At 70.4% G+C, this 22,824-nt stretch carries 16 protein-coding genes and 1 tRNA gene; 2 read left to right on the forward strand and 15 right to left on the reverse strand.

The window, feature by feature from the left end; genetic code table 11:
* The first annotated feature begins 269 nt into the window (after positions 1-269).
* Positions 270-1,328: a LacI family DNA-binding transcriptional regulator gene (locus tag AC1DYZ_RS19140; protein WP_477066692.1), complete on the forward strand. Its 1,059-nt coding sequence runs from the start codon at positions 270-272 to the stop codon at positions 1,326-1,328.
* Positions 1,329-2,021: 693 nt separating this feature from the next.
* Here AC1DYZ_RS19140 and AC1DYZ_RS19145 read toward each other — a convergent pair.
* Entirely contained in the window at positions 2,022-3,632 is a 1,611-nt protein-coding gene (locus tag AC1DYZ_RS19145; RefSeq protein ID WP_477066693.1) for a hypothetical protein, read from the reverse strand.
* 1,114 nt (positions 3,633-4,746) lie between these two features.
* On the opposite strand from AC1DYZ_RS19145, the gene AC1DYZ_RS19150 reads away from it, so the two are divergent.
* Positions 4,747-4,962 (forward strand): hypothetical protein, encoded by a 216-nt coding sequence (locus AC1DYZ_RS19150; RefSeq protein WP_477066694.1) that lies wholly within the window; start codon positions 4,747-4,749, stop codon positions 4,960-4,962.
* Between the two features lie 835 nt (positions 4,963-5,797).
* On the opposite strand, the gene AC1DYZ_RS19155 is transcribed toward AC1DYZ_RS19150, so the two are convergent.
* The 14 genes from AC1DYZ_RS19155 to AC1DYZ_RS19220 form a co-directional block, all read right to left on the reverse strand.
* Positions 5,798-7,105: a glycosyltransferase gene (locus AC1DYZ_RS19155; protein WP_477066695.1), complete on the reverse strand. Its 1,308-nt coding sequence runs from the start codon at positions 7,103-7,105 to the stop codon at positions 5,798-5,800.
* The gene (locus tag AC1DYZ_RS19160) at positions 7,102-9,261 is read right to left on the reverse strand and encodes a glycosyltransferase (RefSeq protein ID WP_477066696.1); all 2,160 of its coding nucleotides are present in this window, start codon (positions 9,259-9,261) and stop codon (positions 7,102-7,104) included. Before AC1DYZ_RS19160 ends, AC1DYZ_RS19155 begins: the two co-directional genes overlap by 4 nt.
* Before the next feature lie 819 nt (positions 9,262-10,080).
* On the reverse strand, positions 10,081-10,503 hold the full coding sequence (locus AC1DYZ_RS19165; protein WP_477066697.1) for a nitroreductase family deazaflavin-dependent oxidoreductase: 423 nt from the start codon (positions 10,501-10,503) through the stop codon (positions 10,081-10,083).
* A 465-nt stretch (positions 10,504-10,968) separates the two neighbouring features.
* A complete protein-coding gene (locus AC1DYZ_RS19170; RefSeq protein ID WP_477066698.1) occupies positions 10,969-11,631 on the reverse strand; it encodes a GntR family transcriptional regulator in 663 nt (220 codons plus the stop codon).
* Between the two features lie 65 nt (positions 11,632-11,696).
* Positions 11,697-13,298: an ABC transporter substrate-binding protein gene (locus AC1DYZ_RS19175; protein ID WP_477066699.1), complete on the reverse strand. Its 1,602-nt coding sequence runs from the start codon at positions 13,296-13,298 to the stop codon at positions 11,697-11,699.
* A gap of 78 nt (positions 13,299-13,376) precedes the next feature.
* The gene (locus AC1DYZ_RS19180; protein WP_477066700.1) at positions 13,377-14,366 is read right to left on the reverse strand and encodes an ABC transporter permease; all 990 of its coding nucleotides are present in this window, start codon (positions 14,364-14,366) and stop codon (positions 13,377-13,379) included.
* Position 14,367: 1 nt separating this feature from the next.
* Positions 14,368-15,222 (reverse strand): ABC transporter permease, encoded by an 855-nt coding sequence (locus AC1DYZ_RS19185; RefSeq protein ID WP_477066701.1) that lies wholly within the window; start codon positions 15,220-15,222, stop codon positions 14,368-14,370.
* The gene (locus tag AC1DYZ_RS19190; RefSeq protein ID WP_477066702.1) at positions 15,222-16,880 is read right to left on the reverse strand and encodes an ATP-binding cassette domain-containing protein; all 1,659 of its coding nucleotides are present in this window, start codon (positions 16,878-16,880) and stop codon (positions 15,222-15,224) included. Before AC1DYZ_RS19190 ends, AC1DYZ_RS19185 begins: the two co-directional genes overlap by 1 nt.
* 5 nt (positions 16,881-16,885) lie before the next feature.
* Entirely contained in the window at positions 16,886-17,758 is an 873-nt protein-coding gene (locus AC1DYZ_RS19195) for a polysaccharide deacetylase family protein (protein ID WP_477066703.1), read from the reverse strand.
* Positions 17,755-19,323: an amidohydrolase family protein gene (locus AC1DYZ_RS19200; RefSeq protein ID WP_477066704.1), complete on the reverse strand. Its 1,569-nt coding sequence runs from the start codon at positions 19,321-19,323 to the stop codon at positions 17,755-17,757. The genes AC1DYZ_RS19195 and AC1DYZ_RS19200 overlap by 4 nt, the downstream gene beginning before the upstream one ends.
* Positions 19,320-20,024, reverse strand: a complete 705-nt coding sequence (locus AC1DYZ_RS19205) for an aspartate/glutamate racemase family protein (RefSeq protein ID WP_477066705.1) — start codon at positions 20,022-20,024, stop codon at positions 19,320-19,322. The genes AC1DYZ_RS19200 and AC1DYZ_RS19205 overlap by 4 nt, the downstream gene beginning before the upstream one ends.
* On the reverse strand, positions 20,021-20,902 hold the full coding sequence (locus AC1DYZ_RS19210; protein WP_477066706.1) for a carbohydrate kinase family protein: 882 nt from the start codon (positions 20,900-20,902) through the stop codon (positions 20,021-20,023). Before AC1DYZ_RS19210 ends, AC1DYZ_RS19205 begins: the two co-directional genes overlap by 4 nt.
* Positions 20,895-22,016, reverse strand: coding sequence for an SIS domain-containing protein (locus AC1DYZ_RS19215; RefSeq protein ID WP_477066707.1), 1,122 nt, complete (start codon positions 22,014-22,016; stop codon positions 20,895-20,897). The genes AC1DYZ_RS19210 and AC1DYZ_RS19215 overlap by 8 nt, the downstream gene beginning before the upstream one ends.
* Before the next feature lie 684 nt (positions 22,017-22,700).
* Positions 22,701-22,774, reverse strand: a tRNA-Pro gene (locus AC1DYZ_RS19220).
* Positions 22,775-22,824: the final 50 nt, after the last annotated feature.

Raw genomic sequence — 22,824 nt, forward strand, 5'->3', positions numbered from 1 at the left:
CCGCTCAACGCCGCGGCCGGCAGGACGGCGGCGACGACCGCTGCCATGAGCCTGTGCTGACGCGTGCGAACCATGTCCACTCCTTCGTGGCGGTACCAGCGCCGTCGTGAGCGACCGGAGGGGTCGGTGTGCGACGGTCGGCGTCTCCTGGCGACGCGCGGTACACCGGTGTACCGGACGCCGACCGAGCCCGTCAACCTGTGTCCCGGCTGTTGACCACCTGGTCTAGGCTCGGCGCGTCCAGCAGCAGGTGGGAGGCGCGGGGGCTCATGACGGTCCATCCAGGGTCCGTGCCGCGCCGCGCCACTCTTCGGGACGTCGCGCGGACTGCGGGTGTCTCCCTGAAGACGGCTTCCAACGTCCTCAACGACAGCGGACGCATGACCCCGGAGACCCGGCGGCGCGTGCAAGACGCCATCGAGGTGCTCGGGTACACGGTGAACAGCTCGGCCCGCAGCCTCGCCTCCGGCACGACCCATGTTCTGTCCCTGGCGGTCCCGACGTTGCGCTCCCCCTACCTCTCGCAGCTCGCCGAGGCGCTGATCGAGGTCGCCCGTGGGCACGGCTACGCCTTGCAGGTCACCACCTACCCGGACGAGGAGGACGGCTCCCGCGCCCATCTCACCGCGGTGGACCCCCGCGTGTACGACGKGACACTGCTGTCGATGTCCGAGCACCACGACCTCGTCCCCGCGGACCTGGCCGTCTCGCACCCGCTGGTCTGCCTGGGTTCGCGAACCACGTGGGGCCTCGTCGACCGCGTGACCACGGACGACGTCGCAAACGCCGTCGCCGCCACGGAGCTGCTGTTGGGGACCGGCGCGACCCGGCTCGCGGTGATCGGCGCCCACCGCCAGTTCCGACCGGCCGCGGCGGCCCTCGAGGGCAACGCGGAACTTCGGCTCCACGGGATCGAGCAGGCGTGCGAGGCACGCGGCATCGCCCTGGACCCGGCTCTCGTGGGCGTCACGGGTTTCGACTGGACGATCGGGACCGGGTTCAGGTCGATGGAGGCGCTCATCGCGAACGGACGCACGTTCGACGCCGTCCTGGGGCTGAACGACTCGCTGGCCATCGGGGCGATCTCGGCGCTGCGAGCGCACGGCCTGGACGTGCCCGGGGATGTCCAGGTCGTGGGCTTCGACAATATCGACGAGTCCGCCTACCTCTCACCCCCCCTGACGTCCGTGGACTCGAACATCGGGTGGATCGCCGAGACGGCGGTCAGCCGGCTGATCGCCCGGATCAACGGCTCGACAGAGCCTGCGCGGACGTTCCGCCGGACCTCCGCGCTCATCCAGCGCGGTTCCACTCGGCCGCGACACTGACCGACCTCGCCCCACGCGACCAGGGGTTTCACGCCCGGCTCCCGAACTCCACGAAACCGTCGCGCCGCGCACGCAGGTTGCGGCAGGCCTGAGCGAAGGCGGTCCTCGGCGTGCGGCGGTCAGTACGGGTGAACCAGCCGGCTGCCGGGTCCGCTCGTGCTGCGCGGTCGCGCAGCCGCTGCGCCGTGGACGGCGGGACACCGAAGTCCACGATCGACGCGCCCTCGATCGCGATCGTCCCGCCGCGCCCCGGCCCGAGCGTCCCCGGGGTCAGCCAGAACGTCGAGCCGCAGGTTCCCGCATGGCGTCTCGTTGTCCAGCGTCCTCGGCGGCACCTCCGATGTCGCGAGCCTGCCGGCCACCTCGGTCGTCCAGCCGTCGACCACGGTGTGCCCGTCCGCTAGGACGGGCCGCTCCATCGGGTGCGAACTTCGGCTCCGGCGTCGTCGAAGATGTCGGAGCACTTGGTCGAGATTGGTGACACATGAACAGCGACGGGCATCGACTCGCCACCGTCACGATCCGCACAAAGCCCCAAGCCAAGGCGCGCACGAACAGCCCGGGTTGCCCCGTCGATCAAGTCTGAGACGGCGAGTATGCGCCTCACCAGGCCAGACAAGCGATGCTTCGCCTACTGGCTTCGTGCCATCAACGGGACTTGTCCGCTCGCGGTCGCTGGCGTGTCGGGTGCGCTCAGATGCTGCCGATCGCAGTTCCCCAGTTGGCGAGGAAGGGTGGGTAGCCGAAGGTGCCGGGGATGTACTCCGCCGCCATCCAGATCTTGCCCTCCGGTCCGGCGACCGCGGCGGAGTAATCACCCCACCGCTCGACCCCGCTTCCCCCGTACTGCGGGTAGCCGGTGAAGCCGTCGGCCGGCCTGGTCCCTGCGCCGTACACCGTGACCGGGCCGGTCACCGTGCCGGTCGAGGTCAGCGATACGTACGCGGTGGACGGGTAGTAACCCGGCCCGGCCAGGGTGAACACCATCGCGGCCCGGGTGGCCCCGGTGGTGACACCGATCGACGGGAACATCACCGAGTTGCGGTTCACTGCGACGTAGCCCTGCGAGGTGATCGTCGCCGAGGTCGGCGACGGACGCACCACGAAGTAGGCGATGCCGGTCGTGGTCGGCCCGTTGTCCGTCTTGACCACCGTATTCAGGCCGCTCCAGGTCCGCCCACCGCTGTAGACGACCTGCTGCATGCGGTCGTCGTTGGACTCGAGCAGGTTGAGCTTGTCCTTGAGGCTCTCACCGAGCGGGTAGGGCCCCGGCTTCTGCTGGACCGCCGGCGGCTGCCCGTACACCTCGCTGGCAAGCACTGTGCTGGACACCCGGACATCCGGGTTGGTGGTCCTCAGCGATGCGGTGTTCGTGAACGCCCAGGACGCGATCCGGTTGTCGAGCTTGGCCGTGAAGTCCAGGGCCGACAAAGCGTACTCAGTGCCGCCTGCCTCGCTGGACCACTCGGAGGCGGCCGGCGAGGTGGCTGGCTGGATGCTGTACGCGATGCCTTCCGCCAGCGGAGTGGCAGGGCTCTCGATCCGCTGCACCTTCAGGGTGCCGGCGGCGAGCGCGGCCTTGTCGAAGGCGTACACCTGCGCGCCGTTGAACTCCGGCCCCTCGATCGAGAACTCGTTGGTGCTGATGAAGAAGCCGTTGCGGTCGGCGCCGATCAGCGGCTGGTCCCCGAGACAGGGACAGCCGGGGTGCGAGGCGAGGTTCGCGCCTGAGGACCCGGTGGTCGTGTCGCCGCCGCCTGAATTCGCGACGTCGAGCTTGTAGAGGTACCAGTCACTGGAGCTGGGGGACGGCGTCGCCGTCCTGCTCACGGCGATGTCGACATAGCTCGCGCCGGTGAAGTCACCCGTCGCCGAGTCGGTGCCGAGCTCCAGCACGGTCATGTAGAACCGGTTCAGCTCAGGGTCCCAATAGCACTTCGGGTCGGACACGAACGGGCCGTACGGGTTCGTCGCGCCAGGCGTGCGGTCGATCTCCGCGACGCCGTTGAAGAACAGGTCGTAGGACATCGGCGCCGTTCGTGCCCCGCTCGCCTTGTCGTGGATCGAGAAGACGGTGTTGACGCCCTCGATGACCTGACTCGCGCCGACACACAGTCCCTGGTCGGGTGGCTCGATAGAGAACTGGTTCCCGTTGTTGGCCGTGCGCTGGTCCACCATGTTCAGGCCCTCGAAGGCCTTGGCAGCGGGGTTGGCCGCGACAGCGAGTGTCGCGGGCGTCGGCACGTGGCTCGACGGCACCCGCGAGGGCGAGTTGGACCGGGAGTGGGCGTCGACCCCGACCATCCCCTCCTCGCCGGGCTCGTAGGGACGGGTCTCGTTCAGTCCTCCTGGCGGTGCGGACGCGGCGTGCGCGGCCGGTTGGGCCAGACCGCCGAGTCCGACTGCGAGAGCGACGGAGGCAATCAGCAGCGCTGCCCCTCGTCGTGGTCGTGCGGCCGACAGGGTTCGAGTCACAGGTGGACCTCCACGTCTGCATTGACGGCCAGCGGTCGACCAGATGGACGATGTCGCGGCAGAAAGACGCTACGTCCGGACTTGTCGCTTCACAAGGGAGTCGTCCGACTCGCCCGGCCGTACACCCGCAGTGGGCGCGTGCGAGACGTCAGACTTCGACCGACCGACGGGCTCGCGAGCAGAAGCGCGTCGCTGGGCCAGATGGAACGGCCTCACCACATTTGAACCTGCGACCCGCCGCCCCGCGGGCGATCCGCCGCTGGCCGCAGGACCGCTGGCAGCCAGGTACGACGCGGCACCACGCGACGGTCGTGGCACCGTGGCGCCGCGCAGCCGCCAGAACCTCCATCCGGTGTGCCCGGAGCTTGGCCATCCGCGGGTGCGCACGTCCAGTATGCGACCAACAGGAATCGCAGACAGGTCCAGCGAGGCACCCGCCGCTGCGAGCAGCCGCTCCAAGGTCGCGACCGACGGCGACCCATCCCCCGCTCGTACCGTGCGACCGCCGGCTGCGAAGAGCCAGCGCGCGCAGCGAGTGCCGCTCGGGGTCAGGTGGGCTGCCTCGCGGGTCTGACGGATCAGGGTCGCAACTCTCGTGCGAGGCGTATACCGGTAACGGTATAGGCGACGTTCCGTCAGTCCGCTCAACGACGGCTGCCCCCGGTCGACGTCGATCCCTGATCAGTCAGGCGTCGGCGAAGCTTCGAGCAGACCGTGCGCATCCGGTGGCTCCCAGCTTCGGCCGCGGAACGCCTACGACTCGTTCCGGCTCAAGTACCGGACGTGCTCCGAGGCGCGGCTCCTGCACCCCGTGCGACCGCATGACCTCGCGAAGTACAACGGCCTCGCCAAAGAATCTGGCCCGTCCGCATCCAAACTCCTCCCCCGTGCAGAAGAACTGTGGACGGGTGATCAAGCACCCACCAACCGAAGGGATTGTCCGATGAAGCGCATTCTCGCCGCGGGGGCCATCGCAGCTCTCGCCCTCCTCGGCTCCGCAGCCAGCGCCTCCGCCGCGCCCGCAGAGGCCGCCTGCTTCGGGCAGGTGCACAAGACCGTCAACACCGTCGGCGTGGCCGGGTTCAACAACGTGGGAGAGCTCGTTCGGGCCGTAGGTGGCGGGACCATGAAGAACGCCACCGCCAAGAGCTTCTGCTAATCAGCTCGTCCCTCCTGAGCAACACAGACGGCGGCTCGGATCTCGCATCCGAGCCGCCCCAGATTCCCGTCATCCGCAAGTCCGCGCAGCAAGTCGCCGCCTAGCCTGGATCGCCCGTAAGTGTTCGTGGTGGCCAGCCGGCCACCACGAACACGCGAACCCCGACCGAGCGACTACCAACTACTTCGCCACCGCCCTTCCTACCCGCCTCGCCACCGGCTCAGCGTGCAGCACCGGACCTGCGTCGCGGTGAATCTTGTCCGCGACGCCCGGGCCAGCGGCCTGGAGCCGGACCTATGACGTTGATCGCGTGAGTTCCGTGACGGTCGTCATCCCGTGGCGCCCGCAACCCTCGCGTCTCGACGCGTTCGACCGCGTCCTGGCCTGGTACGAAGGCCACCTGCCCGACGTGTCGGTGCGGACCGTTGACTATGGTGACGAGGCATTCAACGCGGCGAAGTGCCGCAACCTCGCCGTGGCGGCCGTCGATGAGGATGACGTGGTCGTCTTGAATGACGCGGACACGCTTCCGGAGCGTGAGCCGCTCTTGCGCGCGATCGACGCTGCATCCTCGACGCTGGCGGTGCACCTTCGGTACACCGAGTACCGCTGGTTAGGCGCCGATGGCAGCCGCCAGTTCTCCAGCGGGGTGCGGGCGGAAGACTTCGCCTTCGACCTGGTCGACGGAGCGTGCTCGGCCGCCCACCCGTGCGCACCGCCGGCCGCGTGTATGCGCTGCACCACTCCCCGCCGAGCGCAGTGGCACCCAGTACGAGGCCAACGCCCGACTCATGGCGCGGTACCGCGCAGCCTCCGGCGACCGCGCGGCGATGGGTCAGCTGATCGCCGGTTCACCGGATGCGCGCCACGCCCTCGCTGGTCCCGGGTCCTGATCGAGCGCCAGAGCCGCGGACCGCAGCGTCTGCGCACCTGGGCCGGAGAGGTCCAGCAGCCGCACGAGCGCCGCACGGAGCTCGTCGACGGAGGCTACGTTCGGGTCCAGGGCTTGGCCCACGCCGGCTCGCTCGACTGCCGCGGCGCCGGCGAACTGGTCGGTAGAGAACGGCAGGACGAGCATCGGTGTGGCGGTGGCGACCGACTCGGTGACCGAGTTGTTGCCGCCGTGCGTGACCGCCGCGGACGCCTCCCGGAGGAGGCGCACCTGCGGCAGGTACTCCCGGACCAGCCAGCCGGACGGCACCTCCCCCAGCTCATCCACCGGGGTGGCACCGCTCGCGACCGCGGCCCGCACGCCGGCCGCCCGCAGGGCCGCCACCACACGGGCCAGCACGTCTCCGCGCACAGACAGGAAGCTGCCGAAACTGACGTAGACGAACGGTTCCCCGGTGCTCAGCCAGGTGTCGACCTCGCGGTCGGCCGGCTCCGCACGCAGCGAAGCGCCGAGGTATCTATGCGGCGGCAGCGCGGGTTCGCGCTCCGGCAGCGCAAGCTCGCCTGGGTAGTTGTAGAGGACCAGGGGCCCGTGCAGGGCGAAGGCGTCGTCCACCGTCGGCAGGCCAAGGGCGAGCTGCGCGGCGGCCCTGTTCCACTCGGCCGTGAAGCCCGCGGCGACCCGACGACACAGCACCTCGAGCCCAGCCATCTCGACGGGGTCAGGGCGGAAGGCGCGCGGCCACACGGGTGGACAGCCGTAGAGCTCGTCGCCGACGGGCAGCGCCGTCGGGTGACCGAGCACGACGTCGGCGTGCGGGAGGTCCGCGGCCCACAGCGCCAGGCGAGCGCTGTAGGCGAGGTGGTCGACGAGGATGGCGTCGGGGCGCACAGCCTCGATCAGCTGGAGGGTGGCGCGGGCCTTCGCGACCGGCTGCCACATGAGGTCGACCAGCCGCTCGGTCGCCTGATAGGTGAGCGTCGGCACCATCCCGCGACGGGTGGCGTCGAAGAAGCCACGGAGCGAGTCGGCCTCCGCGTCGGGCTGCTTGTCGGCCCTGATCACCCCGGGGTTGGATCCGCGCCCGAGCTGCAGAGGGGCGCGCTCGTAGCCGAACGACTCGACGATCTGTGCGGTGGCCGGGCCGGAGGCCACGACGACCCGCTCCCCCGCGTCCTGCCAGGCAACTCCGAGGGCGGCCAGAGGCAGCAGGTGGGAGGCGTAGTCGGGGCTGATGACGAGCAGGGTCATCCCGGGACGACCACCGAGGACCGGGCGGCCCGCTCGTCTGAGGCGACACCCGCGTAGACGTCCCCGAGCATCTCGGCCATGCGCTGGATCGTGAAGCTCTTCTCGACGATCCCGTGCGACCGGTCGGCCCGTCGGGCATCTGTCTCCGCGACAGACGCCTCGAGCGCGGCGCCGATCGCCATGGCCAGGCGTCCGGGGTGCCAGGTGGCGGTCAGGACGCCGGTGTCGCCGTCGTCGACGTAGGTGGCCGGGCCGCCGCCGTCGGGAGCCACCACGAGCAGGCCTGACGCCATGGCCTCGAGCAGCGCGATCCCGAACTCCTCCTTCAGGCTCGCGCACACGTAGATGCCCCGCGGTGCGCTCAGACCGGGCAGCCCGGTGCGCGCGGCCGCGACCCAGCGGGCCACTACGTCGTTCGGTCGGTGCCCGGGGAGCAGCAGCCCGGTCGTGGTTCGCGCAGCGGCCGGGACGATGGCGTCGATCAGCTCCAGCTGCTCACGCTCGTCGGCCGACGGGTCGTCGAGGTCGCCACCGATGACGAGCAAGTTTGCCCGCTGGTGAAGGTCACCGGCGGCCCAGGCCTGCACGAGCGTGGCCATGCCCTTGACGCGGTGCAGCCGCCCGACGCTCACGATCAGCGGCAGCGTCCGGCGCTCGATCGGCATGGCTTCGACCAGGGCGCGCAGCTCGGCCACCGCTTCGGACGGTGCCGCGCCGGCTGCCTGAGCCTGCGCCTCGGCCACGGCACGGTCGACGACCACGAGGTCGACTCCCTCGGGCACGATGGTGTGCCGCTCGGGGTGCGCAGTGATGTCGATACCGACGAGCTCGCGCATGTCGCGCTCCAGTGCCGGCCGCGGGAACAGCACCGTGTGCGACGCGTTGGCCGCGAGCCGCTGCACGAGGCGGGCTCGGAACCAGAAGTGCTCCACCTCGTCGACCGCCCCGAAGTTCTGCCTGGTCAACCGGCCCGCGAGGTCGAGCGACTGGATGACGCCGTGCGGGTCCGGCGCGACGGTGAACACCACGGGGAGGTCGAGCTCACGCGCGACGTCGGCCGCGGCGAGGCTGCCGACGTCGGCCATGCGCAGGTGGACCAGGTCGACACCACCCGCGGCGCGCAGGATGCGGCGGATACCTCGACGGGCCGGCACGCGCAGGGACCAGGCCGTCGCAGTAGCCGACGGGTCCCGCGGCAGCGGTACTCGTCCATAGAGGTGCCCGACCTCTGCGAAGGTCCCCAGGTCGGCCGTAGCCTGCGCCGCCGTCCCGCGGGACATGGTGAGCACGCGCGTCGCGGCCGGCCCGGCGGGGCCCGGCGTCACGAGCGCGTCGCCGAGCCGTACCAGCAGGGTGGCGATCCCACCGTTGTCGCCGGCGCCGGCGGCGCTGAGCCGCGCATCGATGTCCGCGTGCAGGAACAGCTGAGCGACGGTGAGTCCGTCGCGCCCGAGCTCCTGTCGCCGCGGCGCCCCGGCGTCGATGTCGACGAGCGACAGCCGGGCGACCTCCGCGAGGTGGTCGTCTCTCGACGCCAGGTCATCGAGCAGGCCCATGACGGCGTGATCGCCGGGGCGCTGCCCGAGCGCGGCAACGGCGGCCGACCGCACTCCCTGCTCCTCGCTCGAGCTGGCCGCGATGGCGAGCAGGGGCCGCACCGCGATGGCGTGCCGGACCAGCCCGAGCGTCTCGACGACTCGGGCCCGGGCGGCGGGCTCGGCCGCGCCGAGCAGAGCGGTCTCGAGACCGACCGCGACGTGCTCGGCCGCGCCCGCAGACCACTGTTCGAGGGTCCGCTGCGCGAGCATGCCTCCGAATCCCCCGGCTGCCGTCATGCCGATCAGGCGCGCAATCGCATCGGGGCGCGGCAGCACGGAGCCGAGCACCCACGCGGCGTGCTCCCGGACGAAGAGCCGTTCGTTCGAGAGCAGCCGGACCAGTACCCGGGACGCTTCGTCGTCGGCAATCGTGCCGAGCGCGTGCACCGCCGCGATCGCTGACAGCTGATCCGTGTCGTCCAGGGCGGCGGTCAGCACGCGGATCGTGCGGACTCCGGGGTCCCTGCTGCTCTCGAACGCAAGCTCGTCGGCGAGCCGCATGGCGTCGACGATTCGGCCGGCCGCGCGCAGCGCGTCGAGAGAGGTCTGGATGCCCACGGTGGTCCACCCCTCCTCGGGACGAGAGAGCGACACGGTGGTCGCGGTGCAGCCGATGCTAAGTCGGCGGGCGGCGACCGGCCTGTCGAGATCGGGAAGCGGCGTTCCACCCGGGTGAGCGGCCCGGGACTCGAGTGTGGGCTGGCACCCGGAGCCTGCGCGCCCGACGGCGCGGCGCGCATCGCTCACCTTCCGGGAGCCGACGACGAGGCTTCGCACCTGTCCGAACACCTGGCGGTGCTGCGCCGTCACCGCCTCGTCGAGCCTGACCGGCGCGAGACCACGTCTAATCCGGGCCGGATAGAGCGGCCCCACCGCATGTGAGCCTGCGACCGGTCGTCGCACCGTGCGGCGCGCCGCCCTCAGCTCCTGCGCTCCCACCAGGCACGACGTGCATCGACGCCCTCGACCGACGCCGCGCGGACCGCTCGACAGCGTGGGGATGGTGTGGGGTTCTGGCCCGCCGATCACACATCAGGCCTGGTGAGACACCGTCTCACCAGGCCTGATGTGTCGGGCTGACAGGATTTTGAATCTGCGACCCCTTGAAGAATCCCGGGGCCGACAGGCTCGTGCCCGTCGTCTCGCACCGTCTGGTGAAACTGTGTGTGATCTGCGGATTTACGCGATGCGCGGCGGAGAACACCGCGCACCGTTCAGTGTTGTCGAGCGTCGCCGAGCGTTGAATTCGTGGGGTAAATGTGGGGCGATCCCCGCCGACCGCATGCTCGCCGACCTCTGAAGCATGCCTCAACCCGGATTGCCTCAACCACAATTCACCTGCAGTTGGTCAGCGATCCGGTGGGCGGCCACGCGCGGTCACCTCGGCACAAGGTCGAACAGCGGCTGGTGCTGAGCCGCGGCGAGGTAGTCCTGGAGCGTGTCGTCAATGCGTACCCGGGCTTGGCGCAGGATCGCGACGGGCGGCCTCACGCGCGGCCCGAGCAGTCTGCGCAGGAGGCGTGAGCGGTGGAAGGGCTCGAGCGCGTCCCGCAGGATCGCCGCCGCCTCATCGGTCGGGATCTCGATGGCATCAACGGACCTGCGGCGGCCACCCGGTTGGATGACAGTGGCCTCGCCGGCCGCGCGGAGGTTGCGGCCCCAGCCCGTCGCAGCATAGGTCGCCTGGATGTACACGTGCCCGTCGAGGCCGAGCACGGTGACTGGCGTTGCGCGTTCGATCCCCGACTTTCGCCCGCGCACGATCAGCACCACGTTCCGGGCGCCGGTGGGGATGCCCACCTGGATCATCCAAACCGCGAGCCCGTTGACGACGCGGAAGAACCGTCTAGCAGCCCGCTCCCGGAGGTCTAGTCTCGAGCCCCGCTCTACTGTCATGTCGGCCGCTCCCTCTGCCCAGGAGACGCGTTGACGTCGTTCCTCAGCAGCCTACGTCCGGTCCCTCGAGAGGTCAGGCTTCACTGGTGCAGGACGGTTCGCGTAACGACAGTGAAACCGGGGTAGCGCATATGGGTCCCCACGCTCGACCTGTCCGGTGCGAACCGCCGAAAGCCATCAATCACCGGCCGTCGGGTGACGCCTGACGCGCGGGTCTGACGAGGCGGCCGCGATCGGCGAGCTCCTTGAGGGTTGGCCGGGCCATTGTCGCCGTGCACCACCGCTGACCCTCGGGCATCCCGAGCCTGCCTGGACCGCGACTCACGTTCTCGTCGCGGACTCCCCCGTCGACCTGATCAGCGGTGGCGGTCAGCTCGTGCCAGGCGGCATCGCCGCGAACGACGGCACGCGGTCGCGTTCGATGTGGGCGTAGGCCACCGACTCGGCTACGCGCGGGTTGCCGGAAGCGATCGCCTCGCGCAGCAGGACGTGGTCGTGGAAGGCCTCGTCCACGTCGAGCTGGCTGGTCAGGTAGAACAACCAGGTCATCCGCCCGGAGATCGTGCGCATCATCTTGAGCATGAGGGCGTTGTCGGCGGTCGCGACGATCGCCTCGTGGAAGTGCGTGCTCTCCTGCGCGATCCGCAACGGGTCACGCAGCGACACGACGTCCTGCGACACCTGGAGCGCGGCGTCCAGCAGTGCCAGCGATGCCCCGTCGGCAACCTGGCGTGCGGCGTAGCCGGCCGCTCCCACCTCTAGGCACAGGCGGACGTCGAACAAGTCGTCCACCTCCTTCTCCCCCCACTGCGCCACGACGGCGCCGCGACGGGGGTATGTGTGGACAAACCCGTCGCGCTCCAGGAGCGGGACGGCCTCGCGCAGGGGGACGCGGGACACGTCCAGCTCCTCGGCGATGCGCTGTTCGGGCAGGCGGCTTCCCTGCGGGTAGTGCCCGAGGATGATCTGCTCGCGCACCGTGTCGTAGATGCGCTGCGAGAGCGAGGCCTTCGGCTCGGCGGTCTTGGTCATGCGTCGAGTCCTTTCCGACGAGGTCGGGACCGGGCCCGCGACGAACGGGCCCGGTCCCGATCAGCTCACTGACCGTCGATGCCTAGCATGGCGAAGTTCAGCTCGTTGGCACCGATGTTGTGGCTCTCGGCCACGCCGGTGAGCCACGACTGCGCGACCACCCAGTCCTTGTTGTAGGACAGGTTCAGGTAGCAGCCGGTCTCGCCATAGAGGTCGCCGGCCTGGGTGTACAGGTCGGTGTCACCGTCCACGACGGCCTGGTCGAGCAGGGCGTTGACCTCCTCGGACTGGCAGCCGAAGTAGTTGATCCCGCCGCTCGCGTCCCAGAACACGTGGCCCCACATGTAGGGGTTGCCGCCGTCGGGGCCGTTGTTGCCGTCGATGAAGGCGTCGGGGCCCTGCGTCGGGTCGTTGATCCAGCCGAACACGGTGCTGGTCTCGTAGCCCTGCGCGGTCGCCTTGAGTCCGTCCGTCTGCAGGTTCGCGACGACGATGTTGGCCATCTGCTCGGCGTTCGCATTCCCGTTGGCGTAGCCGATGACCAGGGACTTCGCGTCGTCGGGCAGCGTCGCCGCGTAGTCCGCMAGCGGCTTCGGGTCGTAGCTGATCGCCTGCTTGTCGGCGTCGCCCGGGATCATCCCGCCGGCGTACATGGTGGTGGCCACCGACGACCGCGCGCCGAGCACCTGCTCCACGAGCGACTTCTGGTCGAGCGACTTGAGGAACGCGATGCGGGCCTCCGTGTCCTTGAAGAACGGCAGGCTCGAGTTCACCGTGACCAGCGCGGACTGCAGCGTCGGCAGGAAGTAGTTCTTCACTGCCGCCGTGGAGTACTTGTCCAGGCTGGAGGACGGCAGGGCGGCGACGATCGCGTCGACGTCACCGGAGTCGAACGCGAGCTCCAGGGCCGACTCGTCCGTGTAGACCGGCAGCTCGACCGAGGTGAACGGGGAGGACGAGCCCCAGTAGTCCTTGTACTGGGTCAGCGTGTAGCCGACGCCGGTCTCAGCCTTGGTCAGCTCGTACGGGCCGGTGCCCAGGTCGTGCGTGGACAGGTAGGTCTGCGCGTTGTCGTCGCCCGCGTTGGTCTCCAGGCCCGTCGGCGACTCCATCTTGGGACCGAACGGCGAGGCGAGGTAATCCAGGAACGCCGAGTTCGGCTTGTCCAGGTGGACCACGGCGGTGAGGTCGTCGGGGGTGTCGACGCCGGTCACGCCGGCAACCATGTACGAAGCACCGCCCTCCACGGCGATGCGCCGGTCGAACGCGACCTTGACGGCGGCGCTGGTGAACGGGGTGCCGTCGTGGAACGTGACCCCGTCCTGCAGGTGGAACGTAAACGTGGTGTTGTCCGGGCTGGCCTCCCAGCTCGTCGCCAGACGCGGCGCGATCTCGACGGCGTCGCTGTCGTTCTTGTACTGGACCAGACCCTCGTACGCGTTCAGCACGATGGCGAGGCCGTTGTTGGCGTAGTAGATGTCGGGGTCCGGCGGCTGACCGATGTCGCCCAGCAGGCCGACGGTCAGGACGCCGTCGGTGGGGGCAGCTGCGGTCTCGCCTCCGCTCGCGGCATCGTCGGAGGACGAGCAGGCGGACAGGGCGAGCGCGGGCACGAGCACGCCGACGACGGCGAGGCCGCGCAGCGATCGGGACGATCTCGTGGACACGGTGGTCTCCTTGGGTTGATCCGGGCGGGGGTTCGGGTCAGGTACAGCAGGCGGCGGCAGTGCGCCTCTCCGGCGTCGTCACGCGGTGATCCGCGGGTCGGCTGCCGCCTGGAGCAGGTCCACGGCGGTGTTGGAGAGGACGTAGATGGTCCCGAGCACGAGCGTCACGCCCGCGATCGCCGGGAAGTCGGCCACAGGGATGCTCGCGGCCAGGTAGTTGCCGATCCCGGGCCAGCTGAACACCTGCTCGACGACGACCACACCGGCGAACATGAAGCCCAGTTGCAGACCGGCCATCGATACGGCGGGCCCGGCAGCGTTGCGGAACACGTGGTGGCGCAGGACGTGGCCCTCGTCGAGACCCTTCGACCGGGCGGTGCGGATGTGGTCCGCGCGCAAGGTCGACTCGAGGCTCGTGCGCAGGATCCGTCCGATGGCGACCGCGGGGATGATCGCCAGGACGGTCGCGGGCAGGATCAGGTGGCGCAGGGCCTCGGAGAACAAGGGCCCGTTGCCGTGCAGGACCGCATCGACGACGAGCATCCCCGTGGGTCCTGGTGAGTCGGACGCGCCCTGACCGTTGCCGGGGAGCCAGCCGAGCCGGCCGTAGAAGAAGACGATGCCGACGATGGCCAGCACGAACGGCGGCGCGGCCCCGAGCACCAGCAACCCACCGCGCACCGCCCCTGTGCCCCGCCACTGCAGGGCGCCGGACACCGCGAAGAGCGTGGCCAGGAACAGGGCGATCAGGAACGCGGCCAGGACCAGCTCGATGGTGGCCGGCAGGTAGGTGCCGAGGTCTTGCGTGACGTCGTTGCGGGTCCGCAGCGAGCGCCCGAGGTCGCCGGTCACCGCGTGCCCGAGGAAGTGCACGTAACGGACCGGCAGCGGATCGTCGAGGCCGAGCTTCTGGCGCTCGGCGGCCACGGCCGTCGGCGACGCATTCGCGCCGAGGTACGCGCGGGCCGGGTCGGCGGGGCTGATCTGCTGGAGCAGGACGAGCACGAACGACAGCACGATCAGCAGCAGGACCGCCGCGCCGGCGCGCTTGAGGGCGAAGGTGCGCACGTCACCACCTCGCCGGGAGCAGCGTGCGGACGGCGTCGCCACCGAGATTGGCGACGAGGGTCAGGAACAGCACTGCGAGCGCCGGCACACCGGGCACCCACCAGTGGCTCAGGAGCTGCTGCATCGCGCGGGCGGTGTCGGCGCCGAGCTCGGGTGCGGGCGCCTGCTGGCCCAGGCTGAGGAACGACAGCCCCGCCAGCAGCAGGATCACGTTGCCGACGTCGAGGCTGGCCGTGACGACCGCGGTCGGGACGACGCCGGGCACCAGGTGCCGGCTCACGAGACGGACCTCGCCGACGCCGGACAACCTCGCGGCCTCGACGTGTGGTCGTGCCGCGAGCGCCTTCACCTCGCCGCGGATGATCCGGGCGTAGTAGGGCCACCAGACGATCGCGACCGCCACGAGCGTGTTGCGCAGGCCCGGTCCCATCGCCGCGACGATCGCGATGGCCACGAGCGCGCCCGGCAGGGCGAGGAACAGGTCGGTGACGCGCATGAGCACGTCGTCGAGCCAGCCGCCGCGGGACCCGGCGATGACGCCGACGATCCCCCCGATGACCAGCCCCGACGCGACGATGGCCAGCGCGCTGAACCAGCTGACCTGCATCCCGACGAGCGTCCGGCTGAACAGGTCGCGCCCGATCGAGTCGGTGCCCAGCAGATGGCCCGGGCTAAACGGCGGGAGGTTGAGGGCGCCGACCGGCTGGACCGGGTTGTACGGCGCGAGGACCCGCGCGAAGAGTGCGACCAGGGTCACGATCCCGAGCAGTGCGACGACCGCGATGCTCAGGGGTCGTGCGAGCCGGATCCCAGGGATCGGGCGGATGCGGGTGCGGGGGACGACGGCCGTGGACATCAGACCTGGACCTCCCGGATCTCGGGGACGGCAGCGAGCAGCGTCCGGGTGTACTCGTGCTGCGGGCTGGCGGTGACCTGGTCGGCGGTGCCCAGCTCGACCACCGCGCCCGACTGCATGACCGCGATCCGGTCGCCCATCAGCCGCGCGACGGCGAGGTCGTGCGTGACGAACAGGACGGTCATGCCGAGACGCGMGCGCAGGTCCCGGATCAGCGCGAGGACGCTGCGGGCCAGGGAGGCGTCCAGCGCGCTGGTCGGCTCGTCGCAGAGCAGGACCGCGGGCGGGACGACCGTCGCGCGGGCCAGGGCGACGCGCTGGCGCTGGCCGCCGGATAGCTCGCTCGGACGGGCCTTCGTGACGTCGATCGGGAGGCCGACGGCGTCGAGGGCTTCCTCGATGCGGTCCTTCTGGTCGCTCTTCGACAGCTTGAGCGGCCTGAGGCGCTCGGCCAGCGTGTGGCCCACCGACATCCACGGTGTCAGCGACGAGCCCGCGTCCTGGAACACCATCTGCGCACCGCCGGGAGCGATCTCGACCGTGCCCGCCGTGGCCTTCTCGAGGCCGGCGACGATCCGCAGCAGCGTGGACTTGCCCGACCCGCTCTCGCCGACGATGGCCAGGCCCTCCCCCGGTGCGACGTCGAGGTCGACGCCGGTCAGCGCCCGGACCTCGCCGTGCTTGACCCTGAACGTGCGCTCGAGCCCGCGGACCCGGACGGCGGGCTTTGCGACGAGAGCGTTGGCGGGCGCGTCCCCGTCGGCGACCGTGGTGCTGTCGCCGTGACCGACGGCGGCGACTGCGGGCATCCCGCCGACGACCCCGGTTGTCGCGTCCCCGTCGGCGAACCGCTCGTCCCGGGGCGAGCTGAGCGAGAGGCGCGACTCCAGCAGCGACCGCGTGTACGCGTGCGACGGGTGCGTGACGACCGTGCGCGCCGGCCCGAGCTCGACCAGCTCGCCGTGGTGCAGGACGGCGAGGCGGTCGGCGATCTGGTCGGCGACGCCGAGGTCGTGCGTGATGAGCAGGACGGAGCAGCCGAGGTCGTCGCGCAGCTCGCGCAGCAGCTGCAGGAGCTGGGCCTGCACGGTGACGTCGAGGGCTGTGGTCGGCTCGTCGGCGATGACGAGCCTCGGGCGGCCGGCGACGGCGATTGCCGCCATGACCCGCTGCCGCAGGCCGCCCGAGAGCTGGTGCGGGTGGACCCGCAGGCGAAGGGTGGCGTCGCGCACGCCGACGGCCTCGAGCAGGCGCACCGACTCGGCGTCGTCGCCTGTGGACTCGCGGATCTGCCGGCCGATGCGCATGGTCGGGTTCAGCGACGTCATCGGGTCCTGGAAGATCGCGCCGAGCGACTCCCTGCGGACCCGGCGCAGTTCCTTGTCGGGCGAGCGCTGCATGTCGACGCCGGTGACGGTCACGCTGCCGGACGTCTCAGGGGTGCTGCTGTGCGGGAGCAGTCCCAGCAGCGCGAGCGCGAGCATGCTCTTGCCGGAGCCCGACTCGCCGACCAGCCCGACGATCTCCCCCGGCGCGATCGAGAGCGAGACCCCGTGCAGGATCTCGCGGCGCTCGCCGTTGCGGACCAGGGACAGGCGCAGGTCGTCGACGACGGCGACGGCTTCGGGGGTCGGCATCCTCACGGGCGCCTCGCTCACGGCCGTCATCGTGGCGCCCCGAAGATCGACGGGTTCGCGACGACGGCCGCGTGGATCTCGTCGGGCGTCGTGAACCAGACCTCGTCGCTGCGCGAGGCGAGGTGCTCGAGCGCGCGGGTCAGGGCGCGCAGGCGGAACGGCGCGCCGGAGATGAACGAGTGCAGGACCACGGACATGACGAGCGGGCGGTCCTGCGCCGCGAGCAGCAGCTCGTCGAGCTCGTCGACGATCATGTCCGCGAAGTCCCGGGCGGTGACGTCGCGGCCGATGATCGTGCTGGAGTCGTTGACCTCGGCGTTGTACGGGATGGCGAGCAGCGGGCCGTTGTTGGTGCGCAGCCAGACGGGCTGGTCGTCGACCCGCAGGTCGAGCAGGTATCGGTACCCGGAGGCCGCGAGCAGGTCGATCGTCGCCGGGGTGTGCGTGAGCCACGGGCTGGACCACCCACCGGGTGCCTTGCCCTCCGCGTCGTGGATGCGGTCCGCGACAGCCCTCAGGTAGGCCGCTTCGTCGGGCACGTCCGCGAGGGAGTCGGAGTTGCTCAGCCCGTGCCCGACGATCTCGGCGCCGTGCTTGCGGGCCGCCTCGAGCACGTCGGGAGCCTCGTCGTAGACGTCCGTGTTGAGCAGGACGGTCGGCGCGATGCCGTAGTCGGATAGGCGGTCGAACAGCCGGAACGCGCCGACGCGGTTGCCGTAGTCGCGCCAGGCGGTGTTGACGAGGTCGGGCGCGGGCACACCGGGAAGGGTGTCCTCGACGTGCTCGCCGCCGACCCGGTACGCCTCGACGCCCACGCACACGTACACGGCGAGCTTGGCCCCGCCCGGCCAGGTGCCTGCCGGTCTCGTCGTCGCCGGGCTGTAGTCGTACCGGGTCACTGGACTCCCACCCATCGGTGCACACCCACGTCGAGCCGGGCGGCTTTGTGGACCATCGCGCGGTAGGCGGGCTCGACGACGGCCGCGCGCTCCCGGGCCGCTTCGAGCGCCGGTTGCTTGGCGGTGAAGATGGCTCGGGCCTCGGCGAGCAGCGCGTCCTCGTCGACGGTGGTGACGTGGCCGTTCTCCGCGACGACCCGCCCGTCGACCGCCGTCAGGACAACGTCCCGACCGTCTTCGGCGTACACGAGCTGCTCCCGCAGGTCGTTGAGCGGGGTGAACGGCAGCGAGTGCAGCTCGACCAGGGTGAGGTCCGCGAGCATGCCGACCTCGACCGAGCCGACCTTCCCGGCGAGTCGTTGCGCGCGTGCACCACCGAGCCAGAGGGCGTCGAGCACCTCGTGCGCGGCGGGCCAGTCGTGCGGGTCGCGACCGGACACGTTGTGGATCAGGCCCGCGGTCTTCGCGACGGTCCAGATGTTCACCGTGTCGTCGCAGATCGCCTCGTCGGTGCCCAGCGCGACGGTGATCCCACGGTCCAGGACGTCGCGCCAGGGCATGACGCCGCTGCCGAGGCGCAGGTTGCTCACGGGGTTGTGGGCGATGGTGCTCTTCGCGGCGGCGATCCGGTCCAGGTCGTCGTCGGACACCCAGACCGCGTGGATGACGTTCGTGCGCTCCGTGAGCAGGCCGAGCTCGTCGGTGTACGCGACGAGCGACAGCCCGTGGAACCGCGGGTGCTGGGTGAGCGCGGCCTGCGTCCTGGTCTCGAGCATGTGCGCGTAGACCGCCAGGTCGTGCTGCTCCGCGAGCTGTTGAAGCGACGCGAAGTACGCCGGGCTGACCCGCTGAGGTGCGGACACCGAGACGGCGGCCCTGATCCGGCCGTCCGCCTTCTGGTGCCAGCGGCTGATGAGGTGGTCGTAGGCGGCCAGGAGCTCGTCGGCACCCGCCGCGGGTCCTTGGGCCAGGTAGTCGGTCAGCTCCGGGGCGTCGTCGGAGATGAACGGGAGCTTGTCCTTCTCGGGCAGCTCGGGCTGGTCCAGGGCTAGCGTCGCGCGGATGCCGGAGTCTTCGTAGGCCTGCGCGACGGCGTCGATGATCTCGGGCTCGGGCGTCGGCATGAGGAACGCGTCGTCCTGCACGCTGGTGATTCCGCGCTGGAGCATCTCGACCGCGGCGAGCATGGTGCGCACGTACGCCTCGTGCGGCGTCGGGGTCAGCGACGGGTCCGCCGGCGACTCCTGAAGCATGAACAGCTCGAGCGGCAGGCTCCGCACGGATCCACGCAAGTGGTTCGCGGGCGAGTGGAAGTGCGCATTGACGAGCCCCGGCAGCAGCAGCCGATGCCCGTCGCCGCGAATGACCCGATCCGCTCCTTCCGCCCGAGCGCGTACCTCTGTGCCGAGCGCGTTCGTCTGGCCGGACGCGCTCAGTCCGAACTCACGCAGTCGGGGACCGATGGCGACGATCGCGTTGCCCTCGACCAGGACGTCGGTCGGGCCGACGAAGCCCGCGGGCGCCGAGCGGTCGTACACGAGGACGTCGGTGAACAGGAGGCTCATCGCCAGACCTTCGCGACTCGCGGAGTGGTGACACGCCCGAACGAGCTGGCTCGGGATGTCCCGAGACCTTGTGCGACGAGCCCTGCGGCCAGGACGACCGCCGCTGCGACGCCCTCGACCACCGGGACGTCGAGCGCTGCGGTCAGGGGGCCGACGAGGTCCGCGAGGCCCGCGCAACCGAGCACGATGACCTCGGCGCCGTGTCGCTTTGCGTCGATTCCCTTGTCGATGAACGCGTCGAGCACACCCGCGCTGCCCTCTTCGAGCTCGACGACAGCTGCATCGACGGCGGTCACCGTCACGCGGTGGCCGAGACCCAGGTCTCGGACCACACGCTCGGAGTGCACGATCGTCCGCGGCGGCATGGTGATCACGGCGATTCGGTGCCCGAGCAGCGCGGCGGTCATGAGCGCGGCCTCGGTCATCCCAACGACGGGCCCGGTCGCGATCTCGCGGGCGGCGGTGACGCCGGTGTCCCCGAAGCACGCGATGACGAACGCGTCGGTGGTGGCGTCGTGCTCCTGCACCTGCTCGACGACACCGAGCGCGGCCCACGCCTCCTCGGCGTGACTCTCGACCGACGGCACGCCGTGGGACGGCTTCGCTCCCGTGACCGTGTGCGTCGTCGCCTTCCGGGCCGCCTCGACGATCGTCCTGGTGAGGGCCTCGGACGTGTTCGGGTTGATCACGGTGATGTTCATGCGGCACTCGCCTTCTCGCGGAGTGCCCGGACCAGCCCGTCGACTCCCACGCCGAGAACCGCGGTCCGCGCGATCCTCGTCGCGACACGTGCTGCCTCGACCGCCCCGACGCGAAGGTGCACGGCGGCGAACGCCCCGCAGAACGCGTCGCCGGCACCCGTGCTGTCCACAGGTTCGACCACGTCCGCCGGCACGTGCACTGACTCGTTCGCGGTGGCCACGACACACCCGCGCTCGGCGAGCTTCACGACGACGACGCCAGGCCCGCGGGTGAGGAAAAAGCGGGCCGCGGCCACGGGGTCGGTTGTGCCGGCCAGCGCGTACGCCTCGACCTCGCTGGGCAGGAACACGTCACATGCGGCGACAGCGTCGAGCAGGCTCCCCTCGTTGCCCGCGACGTAGTCCTCCTGGGGGTCGAAGTAGACCGTCGCCCTCGTCCGTCCGACGAGCCACTGCGCCACCTCGAGCTGCGCGTGCAGACCCATGGCCGACAGGAGGATGGCGTCACCGGTCAGGGCGTCCTGGTCGACGTCGTGTGGATGGACCGACATCCGCTCGAAGTGCTCGTCGCCGGTCTCCAGGGTCCATCGGCGGGAGCCGTCGTCGGCGTAGTCGATGCGGTTGCGAACCGTTGGTTCGTCGCGATGCGGCAGGCCTTCGGGATCTGTGCCGGTGAGCGCGACAGCTGCTCTCAGCTCGTCGGGCGCGTCGTTCCCGATCGGCGCGACGACCTTGACGCGAGCCCCTGCCAATCGAGCCGCGAGCCCGGCGTAGAGGGCGTCGCCACCCATCCCGAGGCTGCTGCGCCCGGCGATCACGGCCTGGTCGACAGTGAGGTTCCCGACGCAGACGAGGTTCAGAGGCCGCTGCTCAGTCACGGTCTGCCGCCGCCCGAAAACCCGCGAGGCCCAGGTGGTACCCAAGCAGCTGCGCCGGGAGGAAGGTCAGCAACGCGCTGAGAGCCTCGTCGACGGACGGGAGGAAGACGATGTCGTCGGCCATCTCGTCGAACGCCGTCTCACCCTGCGTGGTGACCACGTACAGCCGCCCGCCCCAGCGGTGCGCGTCGGTGCCGGTGTCGACGGCACGCGGCACGGTCGGCCCGGACGGCGCGATGAGCAGCAGCGGCTCGCCGGCCTTCTGCGAGTTGTAGTGGTGGTACTCCTCGACCTGGATGGCCAGTGCGTGCACCGGCGTACATTCTTTGACCTTCGCCGCCCCGACGACCGCCGCCGCCGCACTCGGTCCGCCGCCGCTGAACAGCACCATCTGCGCCGCGACCTCCCGCTCGGCGATGGCAGCGATCTGGTCGCTGGTCGTGTCGAGAACGGCCCGCATGAGTTCGGCGTCGATCTTCCTGCCCGCCAGCGCCAGCATCAGTGCGAGCGCGGCCGTCGACGACTGCGTCGGCCATCCCTTGCGCGTCGCCCGCACCAGGAGGCTGAGATTCGCCTCGCGCTCCAACGTCGACCCGGCGGTGTTGGTCAGCGCCACGGTCCGCGCCCCAGCGTTCTGCGCGACTAGAACCGCCTCGACCGTCCGCGTCGTCTCCCCCGAGCTCGACAGCGCAATCACCGCGACATTCGGCCCGAGGATCCCCCGCCCGTAGTACGCAAGCTCGAGGCTCTGGATCGGGATGCACGGAACCCCGAGGCTGACCTGCAGCGCAACCCGCGAGGCGTCCATCACGGCGAGCGAGTCGCCTGCGCCGACGAGGTAGACCAGGTTCACGCCGGTCAGAAGCCGCTTCACCTCGCGCAGCGCGTCGGCGTTGTGCGTGAGAGTTGCCTCGACCGCCTCCGGCTGCCCGAACAGCTCCGGCCCGGTCAGCTCGACCCGCGCTCGGCGCTTCGGATCCAGCGGGTCGTCACTCGGCAGCGCCAGGATGTGCGCCCGTTCGGCGGCGGACACCTGGTCCACGACCGCCCGCTGACGAGCGTCGAGCGGACTCGACGCCGCATCGAGCAGCGGGCTGGCAAGCACTGCAGGCATGAGTTGCGGTTCCGATCCGTCGGGTGACCTGACGACGAAACGGTATACAGCGGGGTGTTTCCGTCGCGGCCCTTGCGCGTGAACAGCCTGTTACACATGTTGACTTGTAGACCGCCACGCCTAGGCAACCCCAAAGCGGCCGAGCGGAATGCCCACACGGCGCTGGTCATCTCGACGGTTGCGGCGTAGAGGTGCTCGCCGCTGATCGGGCTGAGCCTTCGCCCTCGTCAGCCAGAACCCCCCACCAGCGTGCCGACTTGCGCGTGCCGCTACCGGCACAGTCAGGGCCCCACCGCCACTGCCGTTTGCTGGACCAAGCGCGGACATGCCCAATCACGTGGTGACCGCCTACACGAGTCTTTGCGTCTACGCAGTCACCAGCACCGGACTCGCACACTCCGCCGGTGCAGGTTCAGCCCCGGCCGCCCATGGTCGAGTCCGAGGCCGGCGAGGACGCGCCTGACCAGGACTGACTGAGCGGGCCGACCCGATTTGAACCTGCGACCCGTCGCAGCACGGGCGGGTTCGCTGCTCTCAGCCCTTCGGCTCCCACCAGGCACGACGCGGCGATACGCCCTCGGCTGACGCCCGCGGACCGCTCTAAAGTGTGGGGTTGACGTGGGGTTTTGCCCCGCCGATCAAATCTCAGGCCTGGTGAGACACCGTCTCACCAGGCCTGATACGTCGGGCTGACAGGATTTGAACCTGCGACCCCTTGACCCCCAGTCAAGTGCGCTACCAAGCTGCGCCACAGCCCGAACGGCCCCCGCAGGAGCCTCGGAAACTCTACCCCAGAGTCGGGGCCCTT

Source organism: Cellulomonas sp. P1_C4, assembly GCF_056406355.1.